The organism is Methylocella tundrae, from assembly GCF_901905185.1.
Classification (GTDB): Bacteria; Pseudomonadota; Alphaproteobacteria; order Rhizobiales; family Beijerinckiaceae; genus Methylocapsa; species Methylocapsa tundrae.
Window position 1 is genome coordinate 189173 of sequence record NZ_CABFMQ020000076.1, and the last position, 17913, is coordinate 207085.

Here is a 17913-nt window from a genome sequence, read left to right on the forward strand (position 1 = left end):
CAGGCGTTGCAACCACGATGATGGGCATGAGGGTTCGTTATGGAACGCTCATGCTCTCATGTGCAACGGGCGCCCGCGCGATCGCCGCGCGGGCGGCTGAGACGGCGCTTTTCACATCGTCCTTGAAATGCACGCGCCTGACGCCGTCGCTGTGCAGCAGCAGAGCGCGGCGCACGGCTTTGCTCGCGCCCGAAACATAAACGAGGGCGCCGGCGCGGCGCGCCTTGCGCGCGAATTCTCCAATCGTCACTGCCGCGGTCGAATCGAAAAACTGCACGGCCGAGAGGTCGATGACATAGGCTTTCGGCTGTTCGGCGATCTCGTCGAGAACGGCGCTGACGCCGGCGGCCGCCCCGAAGAAGAAGGCTCCCGAGATCCGGAACGCGACGATGTCGCGGTCCGTCGTCAGCGTCGCGTCATAGGCCTCGCCCGCCTCGCTGCGATCGGACTGGTCCTCGTCCATCGGGCCCAGAGTTTCGACTTCCAGCGATTGCGACATGCGGCGCAATATGATTAGCGAAGCGAGGCTGAAGCCCACCAGGATTCCGGTGGCAAGATCACGGAAGATGGTCAACAGGAATGTCGCGAGCAACACGATGGCGGCGCCGCGCGAAGCGCGCAGCAGGGTCGCAAAGGCGTGTTTTTCCGCCATGTTCCAGGCGACGATGGTGAGGACGCCGGCAAGGGCCGCGAGCGGAATGTAAGAGGCGAGCGGCGCCGCCACCATCATGAAGATCAGGAGAAACAGCGAATGGAGCATGCCGGCGATCGGGCCGCGCGCGCCCGCGCGCACATTGGTCGCCGTGCGGGCGATGGTTCCCGTCACGCAGATCCCGCCAAATAGCGCCGACGCCATGTTGGCGACGCCTTGCGCGACCAGTTCGCAGTTCGAGCGATGGCGCCGCCCGGACATGCTGTCAGCGACGACAGCCGACAACAGGCTCTCGATGCTGCCGAGCAGGGCGAAGGAGAATGCGGCCGGGAGCACGGCGGTGATTTTGTCATATGACATCGCCGGCAGATAGGGCGCCGGCAGGCTTCTCGGAATGCCGCCGAAATGCGTGCCGATGGTCTCGATCGGGAGGCCGAGCGCAAAACCGGCGGCGGAGGCGATAGTCACGGCGATGAGAAGGCCCGGCCAATGCGGGCGATAGCGCCGGATGAGTAGAATGACGGCGATGGTCGCCGCCGCGACGCCGACCGCCGACGGGCTGGTCGTCGGCAGGGCTTTGCCGAGAGCGCCGAGCTTTTCAATCAGAGGGCCGGGTTCTGGCCCCGACAGGGTGAGGCCGAACAGATCCTTGATCTGGCTCGCGAAAATGATCGTCGCGATGCCGGCGCTAAAGCCGACCGTCACCGGATAGGGGATATATTTGATGAAGGCGCCAAGACGCAGGAACCCGATCGCCACCAGGATCAGCCCGGATAGCAGCGTCGCCAGGATCAAACCGTCGACGCCGTGCGCCGCGACCGTCGCCGCCACGAGAACGATGAAGGCGCCGGCGGGACCGCCGATCTGGAAGCGGCTGCCGCCGAGCGCCGAGACGAAAAATCCGCCGATGATCGCGGTATAGAGCCCACGGTCCGGCGTCACGCCCGAAGCAATGGCGATCGCCATCGACAGAGGCAGGGCGACGATCGCGACGGTGAGGCCGGCGACGGCGTCGGCGCGCAAATCGGAGAGGCCGTAGCGCTCGCGCAGGACGGTGATGAGCTTGGGCGTAAAGAGCTCGACGAAACTCGGGTTCAAAATGCCGGCGGCCATGCCGATTTTCTCCCAATCAAATATCGCGGGATCGTCTGGCTCAGGCCCTGGCGGTCTCCGTCATATGCGTTTCAAAAAAGTCAATCCGGGCGCGGCGCCGGCTCCTTGAATCGAACGCCCCGGCCGCCGCCAGAACTTGCCGCATCTTCCGCGATAAGTTCGACGCCGGCGCGATTGAACGCCTCGATCACCTTGGTCAGGGTCTCCACCACGCCCCGTACATTGCCCTCGCTGGCTTCCATGCGCTGGATCGTTGGCAGCGACATGCCGGAGAGCTCGGCAAGCTGGCGCTGGTCGATCCCGAGCAGGGCGCGGGCGGCCCGCATCTGGGCGGCAGTGATCAAGAGCGGTCCCATGTTTATTTGCTATTACGCATATAGCATCATGATTGATGGTTTCAACATGAATCTAGGGAGATTTAACATGAGTCTTCCCGGCCGCCTGACGGCAGCGGGCCAATCGGGCGTAGCGAGGATGAGGCTCGCGCCTTCGAGCCTTGGCGCGCCCGGCGCGCTGCGCTGTTCGGGTTCATTACTCGCCAGATGGAGATGAACGGTGAGCGGTCGAGACATGGTGGAAAGGGTGGTGGGGGAGGTCCGCTACAGGCGTAAACTCACTATGCGCCGCGATTTGTACTCGCTTCGTTTTCGAAAGAGGTGGCTGTCCAGCCCGGATTGCACCCAGGGGCGCAATCAAAACACAGACACTGCGATTTTCAGTTGCCTTTTAGGTCGTTCAACAACAATCGCCTAGATACCCCAGACGCCTCTATACACGGGATCAAGAACAGCGAGTTAGGACGGCTTTGTCTACATGGATTCCCAAATTGGCTAAGAAACGTCCCGTCTAAGTTATGTTAATTTAAGTTGGCCGCTTTGATTCTATGTAGAGTTTGAACGCAACGGCAACTCGGCAGCTGGCTTTTTAAGCTAACTTCTAAGTTAGAAAGTGACTTTTTATTTCAATTGTTTGCGAAAGGCAAAAGGCTTATCGTTGCAATGGCGAAAGTTGCGAGTTCGATTGCAACCCAGCGATGCCCTTCCTAAACGCACGCCGACGACCGCACCTTTCGTCGTTCACGACCCGCAACCGGAACAAAGCCCGGTGTTTTGGGGGCAAATGCCATGTCCCGTATCGTGACGGTCGGGGGGCAAAATATTCCGTCAAGTGGGATTTGCTCGGCGCATCGGCTCTCCTTAACCCGAATTGTCGATTCCGTGGCTGTGTGGTCATTCAATGGGGGACAACAGCATGAAGAGCATAATTCGACTTATCGAATACGCCGCGATCGCCGCGATAATGATCGCCGGCTCGACCGCCGTACGCGCCGACGACGAGGATTCACGCGACGGGCGGAACGCTTATGTGGTGACCCCGCTCGTCTCGAATTTAGCTGGCAAAGCCAAGTTCCAGGACCAAGTGCTGAAGAATGCGTGGGGCGTCGCCTTTTCGCCAGCCGGCAGTCCTTTCTGGATCGCCGACAACGCGACTGGCTGTTCAACGCTTTACGACGGGACCGGCGTAAAAATGGCGCTCCAAGTGTCGATCCCGCTGCCCGGCAACATCGTGCCCAGCACGGATTGCCAAACCGTCAAGCCGCCGCCGGCCCCCTCGCCGAAGCCTACGCCTGCCGCGCCGACCGGCTTGATCTGGAATCCGTCATCGGCGTTTGTGGTCCCCGGGACAGTCTCGCCGGCGAACTCCAAGGGCATCGCGGCCGTTTTCATCTTCGATACTGAAGATGGAACCGTTTCCGCATGGGCTGGTGGCCTTACGCCTGCGACCAATGCAGTGCTTGCCGTCGACAATTCAAAAACGCCGAATCCTGCAAGCGGGGCGGTCTACAAAGGTCTCGCATTCGGCGTCAATGTTCATGGCGCGTTCCTCTTCGCCACCAACTTCCGCGCCGGGACGATTGATGTATTCGGCCCGCCAACTATCGCTGGCGGCTTATTCACGCCCGCGACGACCGACGGAGGCTTCACGGATCCGGAGATCCCGGCCGGCTACGCGCCCTTTGGCATACAGAACATCGATGGCGATCTTTTCGTGACCTATGCGAAACAGGATGCGCAAAGGCATGACGACGTGGCGGGCCCCGGCAATGGCTTCGTCGACGTGTTCGACACCGACGGTCATTTGCTGCGACGCTTCGCCAGCCGCAGACCGCTCAACTCGCCTTGGGGCGTCGCGCGGGCGTCCTTCGCCTTCGGCCGGTTTAGCGGTGCGATCCTTGTAGGCAATTTCGGCAACGGCAAGATCAACGTGTTCGACTCGCGCGGACGCTTTATTGATGAACTCGACGGCCCCTACGGCAGGCCCCTGGTAATCGACGGCTTATGGACGCTAACCCTGGGCGGCGGCGCCAAATCGAGTTCTGACACGCTCTATTTTACGGCAGGGCCCAATGGCGAAACCGATGGTTTGTTCGGCACGATTACGCCGCTATCCAAAGACTGACCTTGGCCCCTGAGGCTTATCCGGTTTGAAGTTAGCTCTGGCCCAAGCTTGTGAACAGCGTCATCGTGCATCCGGTCGCGCCGCGGTCCCCTCTCGATATCGAGCTTCGAGGGTATCTGGCGGAGGGCCGCCGAGCCAAAATTCGCGCCAAACGGCCGCTATAGTGGGGTGAGCGGTGGTAGCGGAGGAGGGACTCGAACCCCCGACACAAGGATTATGATTCCTCTGCTCTAGCCGGCTGAGCTACTCCGCCCCGCGCGCTGCAATGAAGCGCGACGAGGCGTTGGCATAGGCATGCGGGCGAATTGTGTCAAGCAGGCAGTTCAGCGCCTCGCCCCGGCCGGTGCTTTGCCGCCGTTGCGAGCCCGGCCTACGCCCGCCCCGCCACCTCGTCGATGCGCTTCAGCATGTCGGCGGGGTCTTCATAGACGCGATAGGCGCCGGCGCGCTCCAGCTCTTCCTGGCCATAGCCTCCCGAGAGAAGGCCAATGCCGAGGCAGCGTGCGCGCCGGCTCGCCAGCATGTCCCAGACGCTGTCGCCGACGACGGTCGCGGTAAGCGTTTCGACGCCAAGGCGCGCCGCGGCGGTGAGAAAAAGATCAGGGTCGGGTTTGGCGTATTTCACCTGATCGCGCGTGACCACGACGACGCGCTTTAAATCGACGCCAAGCATTTCCAGAACGGGGGCCGCCGTCTCCATGCGTCCGCTTGTCGCGATCGCCCACGGAACGCCGGCCTCGGTCAGATAGGCGAGCAGCTGACGCGCGCCGGGAAGAGGGCGGATGGCGTCCGCCCGGCTGCGATAGGCCTCGGCATGGCGCTTTTGCAGCCGTTCGATGCGCTCCGGGCTGATCTCGAGTTCAGTTTCGCGCAAGAGCATATGCGTGAACAGGCCGCCGCTCATGCCGATCTTGCGGTGGATGCGCCAGATCGAAAGCTCGATCCCTTCTGCCTTTAAAGCCTCGTCCCAGGCCAGCACATGCTGGTAGACGCTATCGACCAGCGTGCCGTCGAGATCGAACAGAAACGAGCCTTGAGGGCTTTGCATGGCTTTCCGTCAGTCAGTTTCACCTAACCCGAAGGCGGCGCCGTTCGAGAGGCGGAGCGAGCCCGATCGAATCACATGCATGAGTCGACCGGGCAGAGCCGCTCAGGCGGCCGATATGACCTGGACGATGCGGCGGCTGCGCGAATCAACCAGAACGATCTCGTTGTTCACGACCGAGAAGCTGTAGCGCCTGTCGACGCCATATTCCGGCGGCACGGCGTAAACGGTCAGCCCTCTCGGCAATCTTTCCCCGATCCTGACCGGACCGCGAATCGTCTGCGAAGGCACGTTCCCCTCGCGCACATAATCCTGAAGCGTCGGCCAGTGGGCCGCGCCGAAGACGGCGTTGCCGACGCCGCCGACGCCGCCGATGACGCCGCCAGCGACGCCGCCGAGAACTGCGCCGACCGGGCCGCCTGAGCGGGCGCCCTCAGCGGCCCCGCTCTGGATGCCGCTCGAGAGGCTCTGCGCCTCAGCCGCGAGCGGCGTCAGCAGCAGGGCGAACAGAACGCTGCGAAGAAGAAGTTTGGTTTTCATCACGATTTTGTCCCTTGCGGATGGACGGACTCTGCAACGCTGTCGGCGTCGCGGGCGCGCCGGTCATAACGGCCCCGCTCCGGCTGCGCTACAGGTCCGGGCCGTGAGGCGTTTGGCGTCTTCCGACCTGCCAGAAGGCTCGAACGTCACAACATGCCTGCTTGGTCAAGCACGTTTGGCGCGCCTCTTCAAGCATTTGGCGCTTCAGCGGAACGGCATCGCTCGCTTCGCGGTCAAAACCTTGTGAAGGGCTGTTTTTGGACCAAGTGTCAGGGGGGGCGGCCGATCGGAAAGCCGGGCCTTGACCGACAGGGCCGGTTCGATCAACTAAGCGCAGGGCGGCGCGCCGGCATCGCCCGGCGCCGGAGGGCGTCGCTCAATCTATTGCTTAAACGCTTTTTGGCTGACACAGCCGCACTTGTTTCCGCCATCATGCTGGCCGCCGGCGGAAAAGCGCCGCGCTGCGACGAAAACTTCAAGGAGAAGCCGTGAGCAGAGATCCATATGAGGTCCTCGGCGTCGAGCGCAACGCATCAGCGGCGGATATTCAGAAGGCCTATCGCAAGCTGGCGAAAAAGCTCCACCCCGACCTCAATCCAGGCAATGTCAAAGCCGAAGAGGAATTCAAGGAGGTTGCCTCGGCCTATGGTCTGCTTGGCGACGCCGATAAGCGAAAGCGGTTCGACAATGGCGAAATCGACGCCTCTGGCGCCGAGCGGGCGCCTCAGCAATACTATCGTGATTACGCTGGCGCGGGCCCTGGCGCCAATCCTTACGCCAATGAGTCGGCCTACGCTGACTTCATGGACGATGAGACGCTGGCGAGCATCCTGCGCGGCGCCCGCCGGCGCCAGGCGGCCGGCCGCGACATTCATTATCACTTGCCCGTCGATTTTCTGACGGCGGTCAATGGCGGAACGGCTCGCGTCGGACTGCCGGACGGCGCGACGCTCGACGTCAATATCCCGGCGGGGGCGCGGGAGGGGCAAATTCTTCGCCTGCGCGGAAAGGGCGAGCCGGGTTTTGGCGGCGGCCCGCCCGGTGACGGGCTTGTCGAACTGGAGGTGCGGCCCCACCCGTTTTTCGCGCGCGAGGGCGACGATATTCACCTGACCTTGCCGATCAGCCTCGCAGAGGCCGTTCTCGGCGGCGAGGTCAAGGTCCCAACGCCGACCGGCGCCGTCAGCATGAAGGTGCCGAGGGGCGCGAACTCCGGCGGCAAGCTGCGCCTCAAAGGCAAGGGGGCCGCGCGCCCGGACGGAAGCCGCGGCGACGAATATGTCACCTTGAAAGTCATGCTGCCTGAAAAGAGCGATCCGGAGCTTGAATCATTCGTGACGAACTGGGCCGCGGGGAAAGCTCAAAACCCGCGTGCCGGCATGGAGGCCTGAATGATTGACCGACAGCAGTTCCTGATGCGGGCGCGCCTCGAAGCGCACACGCTTGAAGCCTGGATCGAGGAGGAATGGCTGATCCCGCGACGCGAGGGCGAGGCCGAAGATTTTTCCGAAACGGACGTCGCGCGGGCGCAACTCATCCGCGATCTCAAGACGGATATCGGCGTCAACGATGAAGCCGTCGCGGTCATCCTCCATCTGATCGACCAGCTTCACGGCTTGAGGCGGACGCTTCAGGAGGTGCTGCGCCAGGATCGCGTTCAGACGGACCAATGATGCAAACCCGATCAAGGGCGCGCCCTTGATCGCCAAAAAAGGCCGTCGGCGACGTCAAAGCGGGATAGGCCGCTGCCGGCCTCTTGCCTTTACGCCCGGCCGCAACAGCCAGGATCATGCTCCAAGCCGCGTCCGACGGTTGTTTTCAGTAGTCGCGATCGCCAGGGCTGTTCGCTCATCGGGGCTTGGCTCGCGCCTTCAAACTCGTCCGAGAGGCCTCCCGTCCTGGCCAAAAATTTCGATAATGTATTTTCCAACATTCCGCGGGTCGCCCGAAATCACATAGATAAAATCGTCGTTCGGATCGTTCGCCTTGACGATTGCGATAAATTGCGCGGCGTCGTCCTCAGAATCGAAGACTCGGTCTCTCATTAGGGGACGAAATCCTTGGCTGTGCGGGCGGATCCGCGCCGCGTTGTTGCGACAATGCCTGACGCAGCTTGCGCCAGCATGGCGGATCGGTGATCCGCCTAGCGTCAATTCACAGCAGGCATCGCCTTAGCCGCGCCAGACCCAAATACGCCTCAAATGCGCGTGATCTGCCGGGGTCTGTCGCGGCCGCTCTCCCGCGTCTCCCGCGTCTCCCGCGTCTCCCGCGCGCGAAGGGCGCGCGAAGGGTCAGCGGCGCAATCCTTCGCCAACCGGGCGAGGAGGCGCGGGGCTCGATCCTTCAGGACGGCGCCAGCGGGGAAACGGCTTTGCGCGGGGAGGCGCTCATGCTAGAGCATTGTCGCCTCCTTATCTTTTTGTTTTCTCGTCTCCTTTTTTGAGGCGAAGGCATGTCCGCTTCGCCTCGAACGCCCTCGAGGCTTCAGGAAAGCTGTTTCTCGTGTCGCTCGCCGCTCGACCGAATGTGATCATTATCGGCGCCGGGCCGTCCGGTTTGATGGCGGCCGAGGTTATCGCCTCGGCGGGCGTCGGCGTTACGATATTCGATCGGATGGCGGCGCCTGGACGCAAATTTCTGCTGGCCGGCCGCGGCGGCCTCAACATCACCCATAGCGAGGATTTCGAGATCTTGCTGACGCGCTATGGCGACGCCCTGCCGCGCCTGCGCGACGCGCTCGAGCAGTTTTCGCCGAAGGCGCTGCGCGCCTGGTGCGAGGGCCTTGGCGAATCGACCTTCATCGGTTCGAGCGGGCGCGTCTTTCCGGCCAGATTCAAGGCCTCGCCATTGCTGCGGGCGTGGCTGAAGCGTCTCGCCTCGCTTGGCGTTGTCCTGAATTCCCGACACGAATGGCGGGGATGGAGCGATGAAGGCGCCGCCATCCTCAAAGGCCCCGAGGGTCAGTTCGAGGTCGCCGCCGACGCGACCATTCTGGCGCTCGGAGGGGCGAGTTGGCCGCGTCTTGGCTCGGACGGCGGCTGGGTCGCGGCGCTGGAGCGCGCGGCCATCGCAACAGCGCCGCTGCGGCCCGCCAATTGCGGATTTCTGGTCAATTGGTCAGATCATTTCAGGGATCTTTTCGAGGGCGCTCCTTTGAAGGGCATCGCTTTGTCCTTTGGCGAAACGAGCGTGCGCGGAGAGGCGATCATCACCCACGCGGGGCTCGAAGGCGGCGCGCTTTACGCCTTGTCCGCGGCGCTGCGCGAGTCCGTCGCCGCTTCGGGGGAGGCCGTTTTGCGCGTCGCGCTGCGGCCCGATCTTTCGCTTGCGGAGCTGGAGCGGCGCATAGAGGCGCGAGACCCGAAACAGTCGTTTTCGACCTTCGCCCGCAAATCGCTCAAGCTTGCGCCCGCCGCGATCGGCCTTTTGCAGGAGAGCGCGAGACAGGGCCTGCTCCCCCTCTCGGCGATGGACCCCGCGCAACTTGCCGGGTTCATCAACGCCGCGCCGGTTCGCCTCAACGGGGTCGCGCCGCTGGCGCGGGCCATCTCGACGGCGGGCGGTGTTCTCTTCCATGAAGTCGACAGCAATTTCATGCTGGTGCGGCGCCCTGGCGCCTTCGTCGCCGGAGAAATGCTCGACTGGGAAGCGCCGACTGGCGGCTATCTCCTCCAGGCCTGTTTCGCCACGGGCGCAGCCGCGGGACGCGGCGCGCTTCAGTGGCTCTCGGAGCAAACGGGCGCGCCGGAATCTTTCGTCTCAAGAACTTGAAGAGACAACGCAGGGGCGCCGCTCCGGGCGTCAAAACTCATCCAGCGGATCTGGCCGATGACCGGTTCCTGCCCTTCGCGGAAGCGCGGCCAAGAGTTCTCGATGGCGGAGTTGAAACGAAGTGGATATTCGCGAACGAAGGCTTATGCGCGTGAGATCACGGTCTGCCGCCGCAATGAATAAAGGGTTCCTGTGGCGAGCAGGCCCACAAAGAGCAATGGAAGCACATTCAGCGGCGCGGCCGGGATTGGATAGACCGAACCGAGCAGCACGTAGCCAAGCACAATGAGCGCCGCCGCCGAAAGGACCACATGGCCCACGCGCAATTGGCCCGCGCGGCGCAGGAAGATCGGCGTCGATACGCAGGCCAATCCATAGGCGATCACGCAACCGAAGGTGCCAAAGGTGCCGAGCCAGTCGTAGATGTCGAGCGGCTTGGCGAATGTCGCCAGCGCCAATGCCGTCGCCATGATCAGGAAAGCGGACAGTGCGACCGCGCGCGTCGGCGCGGATCGACGGCCCAGCCGCGCTAGCGCGGCGGGAATCGCGTTTTGCTGCGCGAGGGCGAAGGCGATGCGTGAGGAGGCGACCATCGTGGCGGTGGCGCAGGCAAAAAGGCTGATGGCCGTGCCTATCGAGACCACGGCGCCCAGACCCGGCCGATCGAGAGCGCGGGCGAGATCATCCAGCGGCGCGTCGCTGGTGGCGACCGCGATGCCGTAATGATTGAACCCGAGCACAATCACGTAAGCGGAAAATACGAAGAACACGCCGGCCAGCACAGGGGTCAGGATCAACACGCGCGGAATGTCGCGCAGCGGCTGTTCGGCCTCGTCCCCTAACGTCGCGGCCGCCTCGAAACCGACGAAGCTCAGCACGCCGATCAGCAGCGCGCTGCTCATGCCCGAACCACGAAGCCCGGTGAGACGCAGCTGCGCGAGATCGACGGCGACGCCGAGGCGAACGAGGATCGTTATGCCGAGGACGACGACGAGCAGGATGGAGATGATCTCGAGCGCCAGCATCAGGACGGTTGAAAGCCGAATGTCGCGCAGCGCAAATAACACGGCCACGCTGCCTACGAGGGCTACCCAGAAAATCAACGGCAAGGAAATTCGCGCCGCTTCGAACAGCGTAGACACGTAAGCGGTGCAGCCAGCGAGCGTCGCCACTGAAAGCGCGAGGTAGACCAGCAAGAGAATCCATGCCGTGATCAGCCGCCCGACGGGACCGAGGCCATGGCCGACGAACTCCGACAGCGATCCCGCCCCGGCAAACGTCCGGGCAAGCGGCGCCAGGTTCAGCGCCACCAGCAGGATGGCGAGCGTCGCGACCAGAAAAGCGAGCCAGGTCCCGCTGCCCGCCGCGGCGAAGACGAGGGCGACGTTGATCGTCGGGGTCGTGGTCGGCGCAACGCCGGCCACGGACTGGCCAAGCACCCCGAGAAATCCGACCGATCGGCGAAGGCCAGCTTTCTTGGAGGTCGTTTGCAATTTCATGGGCGCACCTTTGACGCCTCCGCGTTGCGCGGCGTGCGTTTGGACCTTAGCGCCGAACCCTAACCAAAACGCTACAGGGCCGGCGCCCTGCGGCGGCCGTCGGCTTGGCAGAGTTTATTTTTTCAGTAAGCCGCCGCCTCGCGCAAAGCGATCGTCGCCACAAAGACGCGCCAATCATCGGGACGGCGACACCCAACGCCGACGATCCGGCGCGTTTATACGCTAAAGGTCGGGATCAAGCGTCTGGCTCAGGATCCGGTAGGGATGGGCGCGATAGACGCCGAGAATTTTCAGTTCCTTGCAGAAAAAGGCGAGTTCTTCCAGCGCGCGCGCCAATGCCGGCTCGTCCGGATGGCCGTCGACGTCGGCCAGAAACTGCGTCGCCGTGAATTGTCCCGCGACCATATAGCTCTCGAGCTTCGTCATGTTGACGCCATTGGTGGCGAAGCCGCCGAGCGCCTTATAAAGCGCGGCCGGCACATTGCGCACCCGAAAGACGAAACTCGTGACGGTCGGCTCGTCTGAGGGCTCGGCCCAGCGCGGCGTCTTGGACAGAATGACGAAACGCGTCGTATTATTCGGCTCGTCTTCAATGTCGGCGGCGAGAACCTCAAGCCCATAGATGTCGGCGGCGAGCGATGTCGCGATCGAGGCGCGCGCCGGATCGCCCCATTCGGCGACTTCCCGGGCGGAGCCCGCCGTATCGGCCGAAACATGCGGCGAAAGGCGCAGCTTGCGGATGATCTTCCGGCACTGGCCGAGCGCATGAACATGGCTGTAAACGGATTTGACGTCGCCAAGCTTCGCGCCCTTAAGGCCGAGGAGCTGAAAATGGATCGGCAAAAAATATTCGCCGACGACATGAAGGTTGGCGCTTGGCAGCAGGTGATGGATGTCGGCGACGCGGCCGGCGATCGAATTTTCGATCGGAATCATGCCAAGGCCCGCCTCGCCTTCAGCGATGGCGCTGAGCGCGTCCTCGAAGGTGTCGCAGGCAAGCGGCTCCCAATCCGGGTAGACGTTTTGGCAGGCGATATGGGAATTCGCGCCGGGCTCGCCCTGATAGGCGATTTTTCGAACAGTCATAACCTCGAAAACCTTGTCGCTACCTGAAAAACCGAAGCTGCCGCAGCCTATGGCATGTTCCGGCCGCTCGCGGGAAGCTCTTGTTGGAGCGGGGGCCGGAAAATGGGCGCCAGGGCGCGCCAAAACGCGTGTTTGCCCTTGCGCTCCAGATGGCGACGGGACAAAAAGAAGTGCGTGGCGGAGCCTTGACGATATTGTTATGGAAGCCGTAACGCAGATAGACTATGCAGCGTCCAAGCTGATGGAATCATGATCAGCGTGACGCTCCGGCTCGCCTTTTCAGGTTCGAGCCTGGCCTAAAATGGATGAAGGGTGGAGGGCGCAATTGTTTTCTTTCGAAACCAACAAGATCGCCGGAGCTATCCTTGGCTCGCTTCTCTTGGCCATGGGGCTCGGGGTCATCGGCCAGATGATTTTCTCCCATCCGCCGCTCGTCAAGCCCGGGTATGATCTGCCCGCGCCCGCCGAGGCTACGGAAGGCGCGGCGGCCACGCCCGCGGTTGCGCCGCTGCCCGCGCGCCTAGCCAAGGCCGACGTCTCGAAGGGAGAGGCCAGCACCAAGGCCTGTCAGGCCTGCCACAATTTTGAAAAGGGCGCTGGCCCCAAGGTCGGTCCGCCGCTTTATGGCGTCGTCGGCCGCCCCAAAGGCTCGATCCCCGGCTTTGCCTATTCCGACGCGATGAAGGCCAAGGGCGGCGACTGGACCTATGACGATCTCGATCAGTTCATCGCCAATCCCAAGGGCTTCGTGAACGGCACGAAAATGGCGTTCGCCGGCGAGCCCGATCCGCAAAAGCGCGCCGACATCATTGATTATCTGCATACTTTGTCCGATAGCCCGGTTCCGCTTCCGGCGGCGGCGGCGAAATAGGACGCCGCGGCAAAGCTCTGGCTCTCTCCGGGGGCGAAGGCAGGGCGAACAGCCCCTGATTGATCTAACGCCGGGTTTGCGCCCGGCGTTTTCGTTTATTTGCCTTGGCGAGCGTCATCATAAAACCTAGATAGGGTGCTCGTTGAGTTCATGGCCGAGCCTCGCGCGGCTCTGAACCTTGGAGCTGAACGCGCCACGGCGCCCGCCTCAGCGCGGAAAGCTTCGCAGGTTCAGCGCAGCCGGCGGCCGCATATCGGGATGGTTTTATTGCCCAATCCTTTTTGCTTCTCTCGTCGCTCGTTTCTGCAACTTTCCGCCGGCGGTCTCCTCCTACCTCCATTCATGTCCGGCCGCGCCGGAGCGGCGACGGAAGCCGGCGAAGTTCACGGCCTCTCCGTCTTCGGCGATCTGGCGCTTCCCGCGGACTTCCCACATTTCGCATATGTCAATCCCAACGCGCCGAAAGGCGGTCAGATGGTGCTGCAGGTCAGCTCGACCTCGGGCAACCAGAACTTCACCACCTTCAACACGTTGAACGCCTACATCCTGAAAGGCGACGGCGCGGCCGGCATGGGGCTGATCTTCGATACTCTGATGACCGGGAACGCCGACGAGCCGGATTCCCTCTATGGTCTCGCCGCCCGCGCCGTTAAAGTTTCCGCCGACAAGAGCGCCTATCGCTTCCTGCTCCGCAAGGAAGCGCGTTTTCATGACGGTTCGCCGCTGAGCGCCGAGGATGTCGCTTTTTCCCTGAACGTGCTGCGGACCAAAGGCCACCCTTCGATCCGCCAGGCGCTGCGCGACATCGACGCCGCCGAGGCCGAAGCCGACGACATTGTTCTCGTCAAGCTAAAGCCCCACCATAGCCGGGAAGCGGGTTTGATCGTGGCGGGACAGCCGATCTTCAGCGCGGCCTATTACAAGACGCGCGAATTCGATGCGACGACGCTCGAACCGCCGCTCGGCTCTGGAGCTTACAAGGTCGGGCGGTTCGATCAGGGCCATTTTATCAGCTTCGATCGCGTCCCCGATTATTGGGGCAGGGATCTGCCGGTCAATCTCGGCCAGGCGAATTTCGACCATGTCCGGTTTGAGTATTTCGCCGACCGTAAAGTCGCGTTCGAGGCGTTCAAGGCTGGGATTTTCACCTTCCGTGAGGAGTTCACCTCCGCCGTCTGGGCGACCGGCTATGATTTTTCAGCCGTCAAGGAAGGACGCGTTCAGCGCGCCACGCTGCCGGACGAATCCCCGATGGGAACGCAGGGCTGGTTCCTCAACATGCGGCGCGACAAATTCAAGGATCCGCGCATAAGGCAGGCGGTCGGTCTTGCTTTCGATTTCGAATGGACCAACGCCAATATCATGTATGGCGTCTATTCGCGCACCACCTCTTTCTTCCAGAATTCTCCGATGGCGGCGCAGGGAAAGCCTTCGCCGGAGGAACTCGCCCTGCTTGAGCCCTACCGCGGCGAGATCCCCGCTGAAGCCTTTGGCGAGGTCTATGCGCCGCCCGTGTCAGACGGCTCAGGGCAGGATCGCGAGTTGCTGCGCCGCGCCAATACTCTGCTGATGGACGCCGGATGCAAGCGGCAGGGCGCGGCGCTGATGCTGCCGGACGGGAAACCGTTTGAAATCGAATTTCTCGATTTTGACGGCGCTCTCGAGCCGCATACGGCGCCTTTCATCAAGAATTTGAAGCTGCTCGGAATCGAGGCGCGCTATCGCGTCGTTGACGCCGCGCAATATAAGCGCCGCACCGATGACTTCGACTATGACGTCGTGACCTCGCGCTTTGGCCTCGGCCTGACGCCGGGAGAGGGCATGCGCGCGACCTTTGGATCTGAAGCCGCCGACTTGCCTGGCTCGCGCAATGTCTCAGGCATCAAGAACAAGGCGGTGGACGCCCTGGTCGAGCAGGCGCTTGTCGCCGGAACGCGCGAGCAGCTGACTTTCATCTGCCGCGCCATCGACCGTATCCTGCGGGCCAGCTACCCTTGGGTTCCGATGTGGAACAAGCCTAATCACCTCGTCGCCTATTGGGACGTCTTCAGCCGCCCGGAGCGCAGTGGAAAGTATGATATCGGCGTCGTCAACACATGGTGGTACGATGACGAGAAAGCCAAACGCATCAATTTCGTCAGCCGCTGACGAGGCCTGATGTTCGCTTATATCGCCCGCCGCCTTCTCCTGATGATTCCGACTATTTTTGGAATCCTTCTCATTTCATTCGTCATCGTGCAATTTGCGCCGGGCGGACCCGTCGAGCGCATCCTCGCTCAATTGCAGGGCACAGACACTGGCGCGACGGCCCATTTCGGCGGCGGCGGCGAGATCGGAGCGGGCAACACGGGGGATTTCGGCTCGAAATATCGCGGCGCGCAGGGCCTTGATCCGAAATTCATCGCCGAACTCGAAAAGCAGTTCGGCTTCGACAAGCCGGCCTATGAGCGCTTTTTCCTGATGATCAAAAATTATGCGACCTTCCAGTTCGGGCGCTCTTATTTTCGCGACGTGCCGGTGTTGCAGCTGATCAAGGAGAAGCTCCCGGTTTCAATCTCGCTCGGGCTGTGGATGACGCTGCTTTCTTACGCGATCTCGATTCCGCTTGGCATCAAGAAGGCGGTCAGCGATGGCTCGCGCTTCGATATCTGGACCTCGGCGGTCATCATCACCGGCTACGCCATCCCGAGTTTTCTGTTCGCGATCCTGCTTATCGTGCTGTTTTGCGGCGGCTCCTTCTGGCAGATTTTTCCGCTGCGGGGCCTCACGTCCGAGAATTTCGATCAGCTTTCGCTGCCCGGCAAGGTGGCCGATTATTTGTGGCATATCACGCTGCCGGTGACGTCGATGACTTTGGGGGCCTTCGCGACCTCGACATTTCTGACCAAGAATTCCTTTCTCGATGAGATCCGCAAGCAATATGTGCTGACCGCCCGCATGAAGGGATTGAGCGAGCGCCGCGTGCTCTACGGCCATGTCTTTCGCAACGCCATGATGATCGTGGTCGCTGGCTTTCCGGGCGCCTTCATCGCCGCCTTTCTTGGCGGCTCGCTCTTGATTGAAACGATCTTCTCCCTCGACGGGCTTGGCCTGCTATCGTTCGAATCTATCGTCAATCGTGATTATCCGGTTGTTTTTGCTAATCTTTACATCATGGCGCTGCTGGGGCTCGTGGTCAATTTGCTGGCGGATTTGACCTATATGTGGATCGATCCGCGCATCGATTTTTCCACGCGGGAGGTCTAGCCCGTGAACGCCCCCGCTCTGGAGACGGCATTGAAGCCGGCGGCGCCGCCAAGGCGCGGGCTTGGCCTCAGCCCGATCAATCAGCGCCGGCTCTCCAATTTCAAAGCGCATAAGCGCGGATACTGGTCGTTCTGGGTCTTTACTGTCTTGTTCGTTCTCTCGCTCTTCGCCGAGTTCATCGCCAACGACCGGCCGATTCTCGTCGTTTACAAAGGCGAAATGCTGTTTCCGATCTTCCGCGACTATCCGGAGGAGAAATTCGGCGGCTTTCTCGCCCGTACCGATTATCGGGACGAGGTGATCGCCAAGGAAATCGACGCGAACGGCTTCATGGTCTGGCCGCCGATCCATTTTTCCTATCGCACCATCAACCGGCAATTGCCGACGCCCGCGCCTTCGCCGCCGACATGGATGCTGAGCAAGGCGCAATGCACCGCCGCGGCCAAACGTTTCAATAAATCGGACCCCGATGGCGGTTGCCGCGCCATAGAATGGAACTGGCTCGGCACCGACGATCAGGGGCGCGACGTCCTCGCGAGACTGATCTATGGGTTCCGGCTCTCGCTTCTGTTCGGCCTGACTCTGGCGGGCGTTTCATCGGTGATCGGCATTGCCGCGGGCGCGGTGCAAGGCTATTTCGGCGGCTGGACCGATCTCGTGTTTCAGCGCTTCATCGAAATCTGGTCGTCGCTGCCGCATCTTTACCTTTTGATCATCATCTCCTCGATCATCACGCCGAGCTTCTTTGTTCTGCTCGGCATTTTGCTGCTTTTTTCCTGGGTCAATCTCGTTCACGTCGTGCGCGCCGAATGCCTGCGCACGCGCAATTTTGAATATGTCAACGCGGCCCGCGCGCTGGGGCTCGGCAACGCCGCCATCATCTGGAAACATGTGCTCCCCAACGCCACGGTCGCGACGCTGACCTTTCTGCCTTTCGTTCTCAATGGTTCGATCACAACCCTGACGGCGCTGGACTTTCTAGGCTTCGGGCTGCCGCCCGGCTCGCCCTCGCTCGGCGAACTTCTGCTGCAGGGCAAATCGAACCTGCAGGCGCCCTGGCTAGGCCTCACCGGCTTCATCGTCATCGCCGCCATGCTCTCGCTTCTTGTGTTCATCGGCGAGGCGGTGCGCGACGCTTTCGACCCGAGAAAGACGCTCCACTAGGCGCTGCACAAGACGCTTCAGATGAGCGCGCATTTGTGACAGACTGCATGCGGATCGGAGGAAATGGCCATGCCATTGCGTTCGCAGCTGTTCCGCGACGACGCCCGGCTGCAAGGCTGCCTCGTCGAAGATCGATGGCATGTGACGCCGGGTAGCGCGGGCGATTATGTGCACAGAATACAGGTCGCGCTCATGGAGCTTGACGGGCTGCGCATAGACGCGGGGGAACTTGCGGCGAAGCGATACGGGACGTCGACGGCGGCGGCGGTGCTTCAGTTCAAACAGAACCGCGATATCGTCAATCGCTCCTATCAGACGCAAGCCGATGACATAGTCGGGAAGATGACCATCGCCGCGCTCGACGAAGAAATGCTGGAAGCCGAGCGATCGAGAACGATTACGTCGGAAACCCATATTTGTTCATTTGATCAGAAATCAGACTTCGAGGTTTAAGCAATCGAGGTCA

Annotated in this window: 15 protein-coding genes and 1 tRNA gene; 9 read left to right on the top strand and 7 right to left on the bottom strand. The window is 62.0% G+C overall.

Annotated features, from left to right (window positions below):
• Positions 1-37: 37 nt before the first annotated feature.
• Both MPC4_RS08685 and MPC4_RS08690 read right to left on the bottom strand, forming a co-directional pair.
• Positions 38-1765 (bottom strand): SulP family inorganic anion transporter, encoded by a 1728-nt coding sequence (locus MPC4_RS08685; protein ID WP_174512164.1) that lies wholly within the window; start codon positions 1763-1765, stop codon positions 38-40.
• A gap of 80 nt (positions 1766-1845) precedes the next feature.
• Positions 1846-2109 (bottom strand): helix-turn-helix domain-containing protein, encoded by a 264-nt coding sequence (locus MPC4_RS08690; protein WP_174512255.1) that lies wholly within the window; start codon positions 2107-2109, stop codon positions 1846-1848.
• A 907-nt stretch (positions 2110-3016) separates the two neighbouring features.
• On the opposite strand from MPC4_RS08690, the gene MPC4_RS08695 reads away from it, so the two are divergent.
• Positions 3017-4225: a TIGR03118 family protein gene (locus MPC4_RS08695; RefSeq protein ID WP_174512165.1), complete on the top strand. Its 1209-nt coding sequence runs from the start codon at positions 3017-3019 to the stop codon at positions 4223-4225.
• A gap of 176 nt (positions 4226-4401) precedes the next feature.
• On the opposite strand, the gene MPC4_RS08700 is transcribed toward MPC4_RS08695, so the two are convergent.
• The 3 genes from MPC4_RS08700 to MPC4_RS08710 form a co-directional block, all read right to left on the bottom strand.
• A tRNA-Met gene (locus MPC4_RS08700) sits at positions 4402-4478 on the bottom strand.
• A 117-nt stretch (positions 4479-4595) separates the two neighbouring features.
• Positions 4596-5273, bottom strand: a complete 678-nt coding sequence (locus MPC4_RS08705) for an HAD family hydrolase (protein WP_174512166.1) — start codon at positions 5271-5273, stop codon at positions 4596-4598.
• 102 nt (positions 5274-5375) lie between these two features.
• Complete coding sequence (locus tag MPC4_RS08710; RefSeq protein ID WP_134492158.1) at positions 5376-5810, bottom strand: DUF1236 domain-containing protein; 435 nt, start codon at positions 5808-5810, stop codon at positions 5376-5378.
• Positions 5811-6298: 488 nt separating this feature from the next.
• Between MPC4_RS08710 and MPC4_RS08715 the strand changes: the two genes are divergently transcribed.
• The 3 genes from MPC4_RS08715 (at position 6299) to MPC4_RS08725 (ending at position 9581) form a co-directional block, all read left to right on the top strand.
• Entirely contained in the window at positions 6299-7201 is a 903-nt protein-coding gene (locus MPC4_RS08715) for a DnaJ C-terminal domain-containing protein (protein ID WP_174512167.1), read from the top strand.
• Positions 7202-7483, top strand: a complete 282-nt coding sequence (locus MPC4_RS08720) for a chaperone modulator CbpM (protein ID WP_244628910.1) — start codon at positions 7202-7204, stop codon at positions 7481-7483.
• An 829-nt stretch (positions 7484-8312) separates the two neighbouring features.
• Complete coding sequence (locus MPC4_RS08725) at positions 8313-9581, top strand: BaiN/RdsA family NAD(P)/FAD-dependent oxidoreductase (protein WP_174512168.1); 1269 nt, start codon at positions 8313-8315, stop codon at positions 9579-9581.
• A 143-nt stretch (positions 9582-9724) separates the two neighbouring features.
• Here the strand turns inward: MPC4_RS08725 and MPC4_RS08730 are convergent, their stop codons facing one another.
• Together MPC4_RS08730 and MPC4_RS08735 are read right to left on the bottom strand one after the other, a co-directional pair.
• Positions 9725-11080: an APC family permease gene (locus MPC4_RS08730; RefSeq protein ID WP_174512169.1), complete on the bottom strand. Its 1356-nt coding sequence runs from the start codon at positions 11078-11080 to the stop codon at positions 9725-9727.
• A 222-nt stretch (positions 11081-11302) separates the two neighbouring features.
• On the bottom strand, positions 11303-12166 hold the full coding sequence (locus MPC4_RS08735) for a prephenate dehydratase (RefSeq protein WP_174512170.1): 864 nt from the start codon (positions 12164-12166) through the stop codon (positions 11303-11305).
• Positions 12167-12491: 325 nt separating this feature from the next.
• Between MPC4_RS08735 and MPC4_RS08740 the strand changes: the two genes are divergently transcribed.
• The 5 genes from MPC4_RS08740 (at position 12492) to MPC4_RS08760 (ending at position 17900) form a co-directional block, all read left to right on the top strand.
• Entirely contained in the window at positions 12492-13037 is a 546-nt protein-coding gene (locus tag MPC4_RS08740; protein WP_134492168.1) for a c-type cytochrome, read from the top strand.
• A gap of 258 nt (positions 13038-13295) precedes the next feature.
• A complete protein-coding gene (locus MPC4_RS08745) occupies positions 13296-15185 on the top strand; it encodes an extracellular solute-binding protein (RefSeq protein WP_174512257.1) in 1890 nt (629 codons plus the stop codon).
• A 9-nt stretch (positions 15186-15194) separates the two neighbouring features.
• Positions 15195-16283: a microcin C ABC transporter permease YejB gene (locus tag MPC4_RS08750; RefSeq protein ID WP_134492172.1), complete on the top strand. Its 1089-nt coding sequence runs from the start codon at positions 15195-15197 to the stop codon at positions 16281-16283.
• A gap of 3 nt (positions 16284-16286) precedes the next feature.
• Positions 16287-17447, top strand: coding sequence for an ABC transporter permease (locus MPC4_RS08755; RefSeq protein WP_174512171.1), 1161 nt, complete (start codon positions 16287-16289; stop codon positions 17445-17447).
• Between the two features lie 69 nt (positions 17448-17516).
• Positions 17517-17900 (top strand): hypothetical protein, encoded by a 384-nt coding sequence (locus MPC4_RS08760; protein ID WP_174512172.1) that lies wholly within the window; start codon positions 17517-17519, stop codon positions 17898-17900.
• Positions 17901-17913: the final 13 nt, after the last annotated feature.

Excerpts from the sequence above, each read along its gene's own strand:
- MPC4_RS08685 (WP_174512164.1), bottom strand. The coding sequence starts at position 1,765 with ATGGCCGCCGGCATTTTGAACCCGAGTTTCGTCGAGCTCTTTACGCCC.
- MPC4_RS08695 (WP_174512165.1), top strand. The coding sequence starts at position 3,017 with ATGAAGAGCATAATTCGACTTATCGAATACGCCGCGATCGCCGCGATA.
- MPC4_RS08705 (WP_174512166.1), bottom strand. The coding sequence starts at position 5,273 with ATGCAAAGCCCTCAAGGCTCGTTTCTGTTCGATCTCGACGGCACGCTG.
- MPC4_RS08710 (WP_134492158.1), bottom strand. The coding sequence starts at position 5,810 with ATGAAAACCAAACTTCTTCTTCGCAGCGTTCTGTTCGCCCTGCTGCTG.
- MPC4_RS08720 (WP_244628910.1), top strand. The coding sequence starts at position 7,202 with ATGATTGACCGACAGCAGTTCCTGATGCGGGCGCGCCTCGAAGCGCAC.
- MPC4_RS08730 (WP_174512169.1), bottom strand. The coding sequence starts at position 11,080 with ATGAAATTGCAAACGACCTCCAAGAAAGCTGGCCTTCGCCGATCGGTC.
- MPC4_RS08735 (WP_174512170.1), bottom strand. The coding sequence starts at position 12,166 with ATGACTGTTCGAAAAATCGCCTATCAGGGCGAGCCCGGCGCGAATTCC.
- MPC4_RS08745 (WP_174512257.1), top strand. The coding sequence starts at position 13,296 with ATGGTTTTATTGCCCAATCCTTTTTGCTTCTCTCGTCGCTCGTTTCTG.
- MPC4_RS08750 (WP_134492172.1), top strand. The coding sequence starts at position 15,195 with ATGTTCGCTTATATCGCCCGCCGCCTTCTCCTGATGATTCCGACTATT.
- MPC4_RS08760 (WP_174512172.1), top strand. The coding sequence starts at position 17,517 with ATGCCATTGCGTTCGCAGCTGTTCCGCGACGACGCCCGGCTGCAAGGC.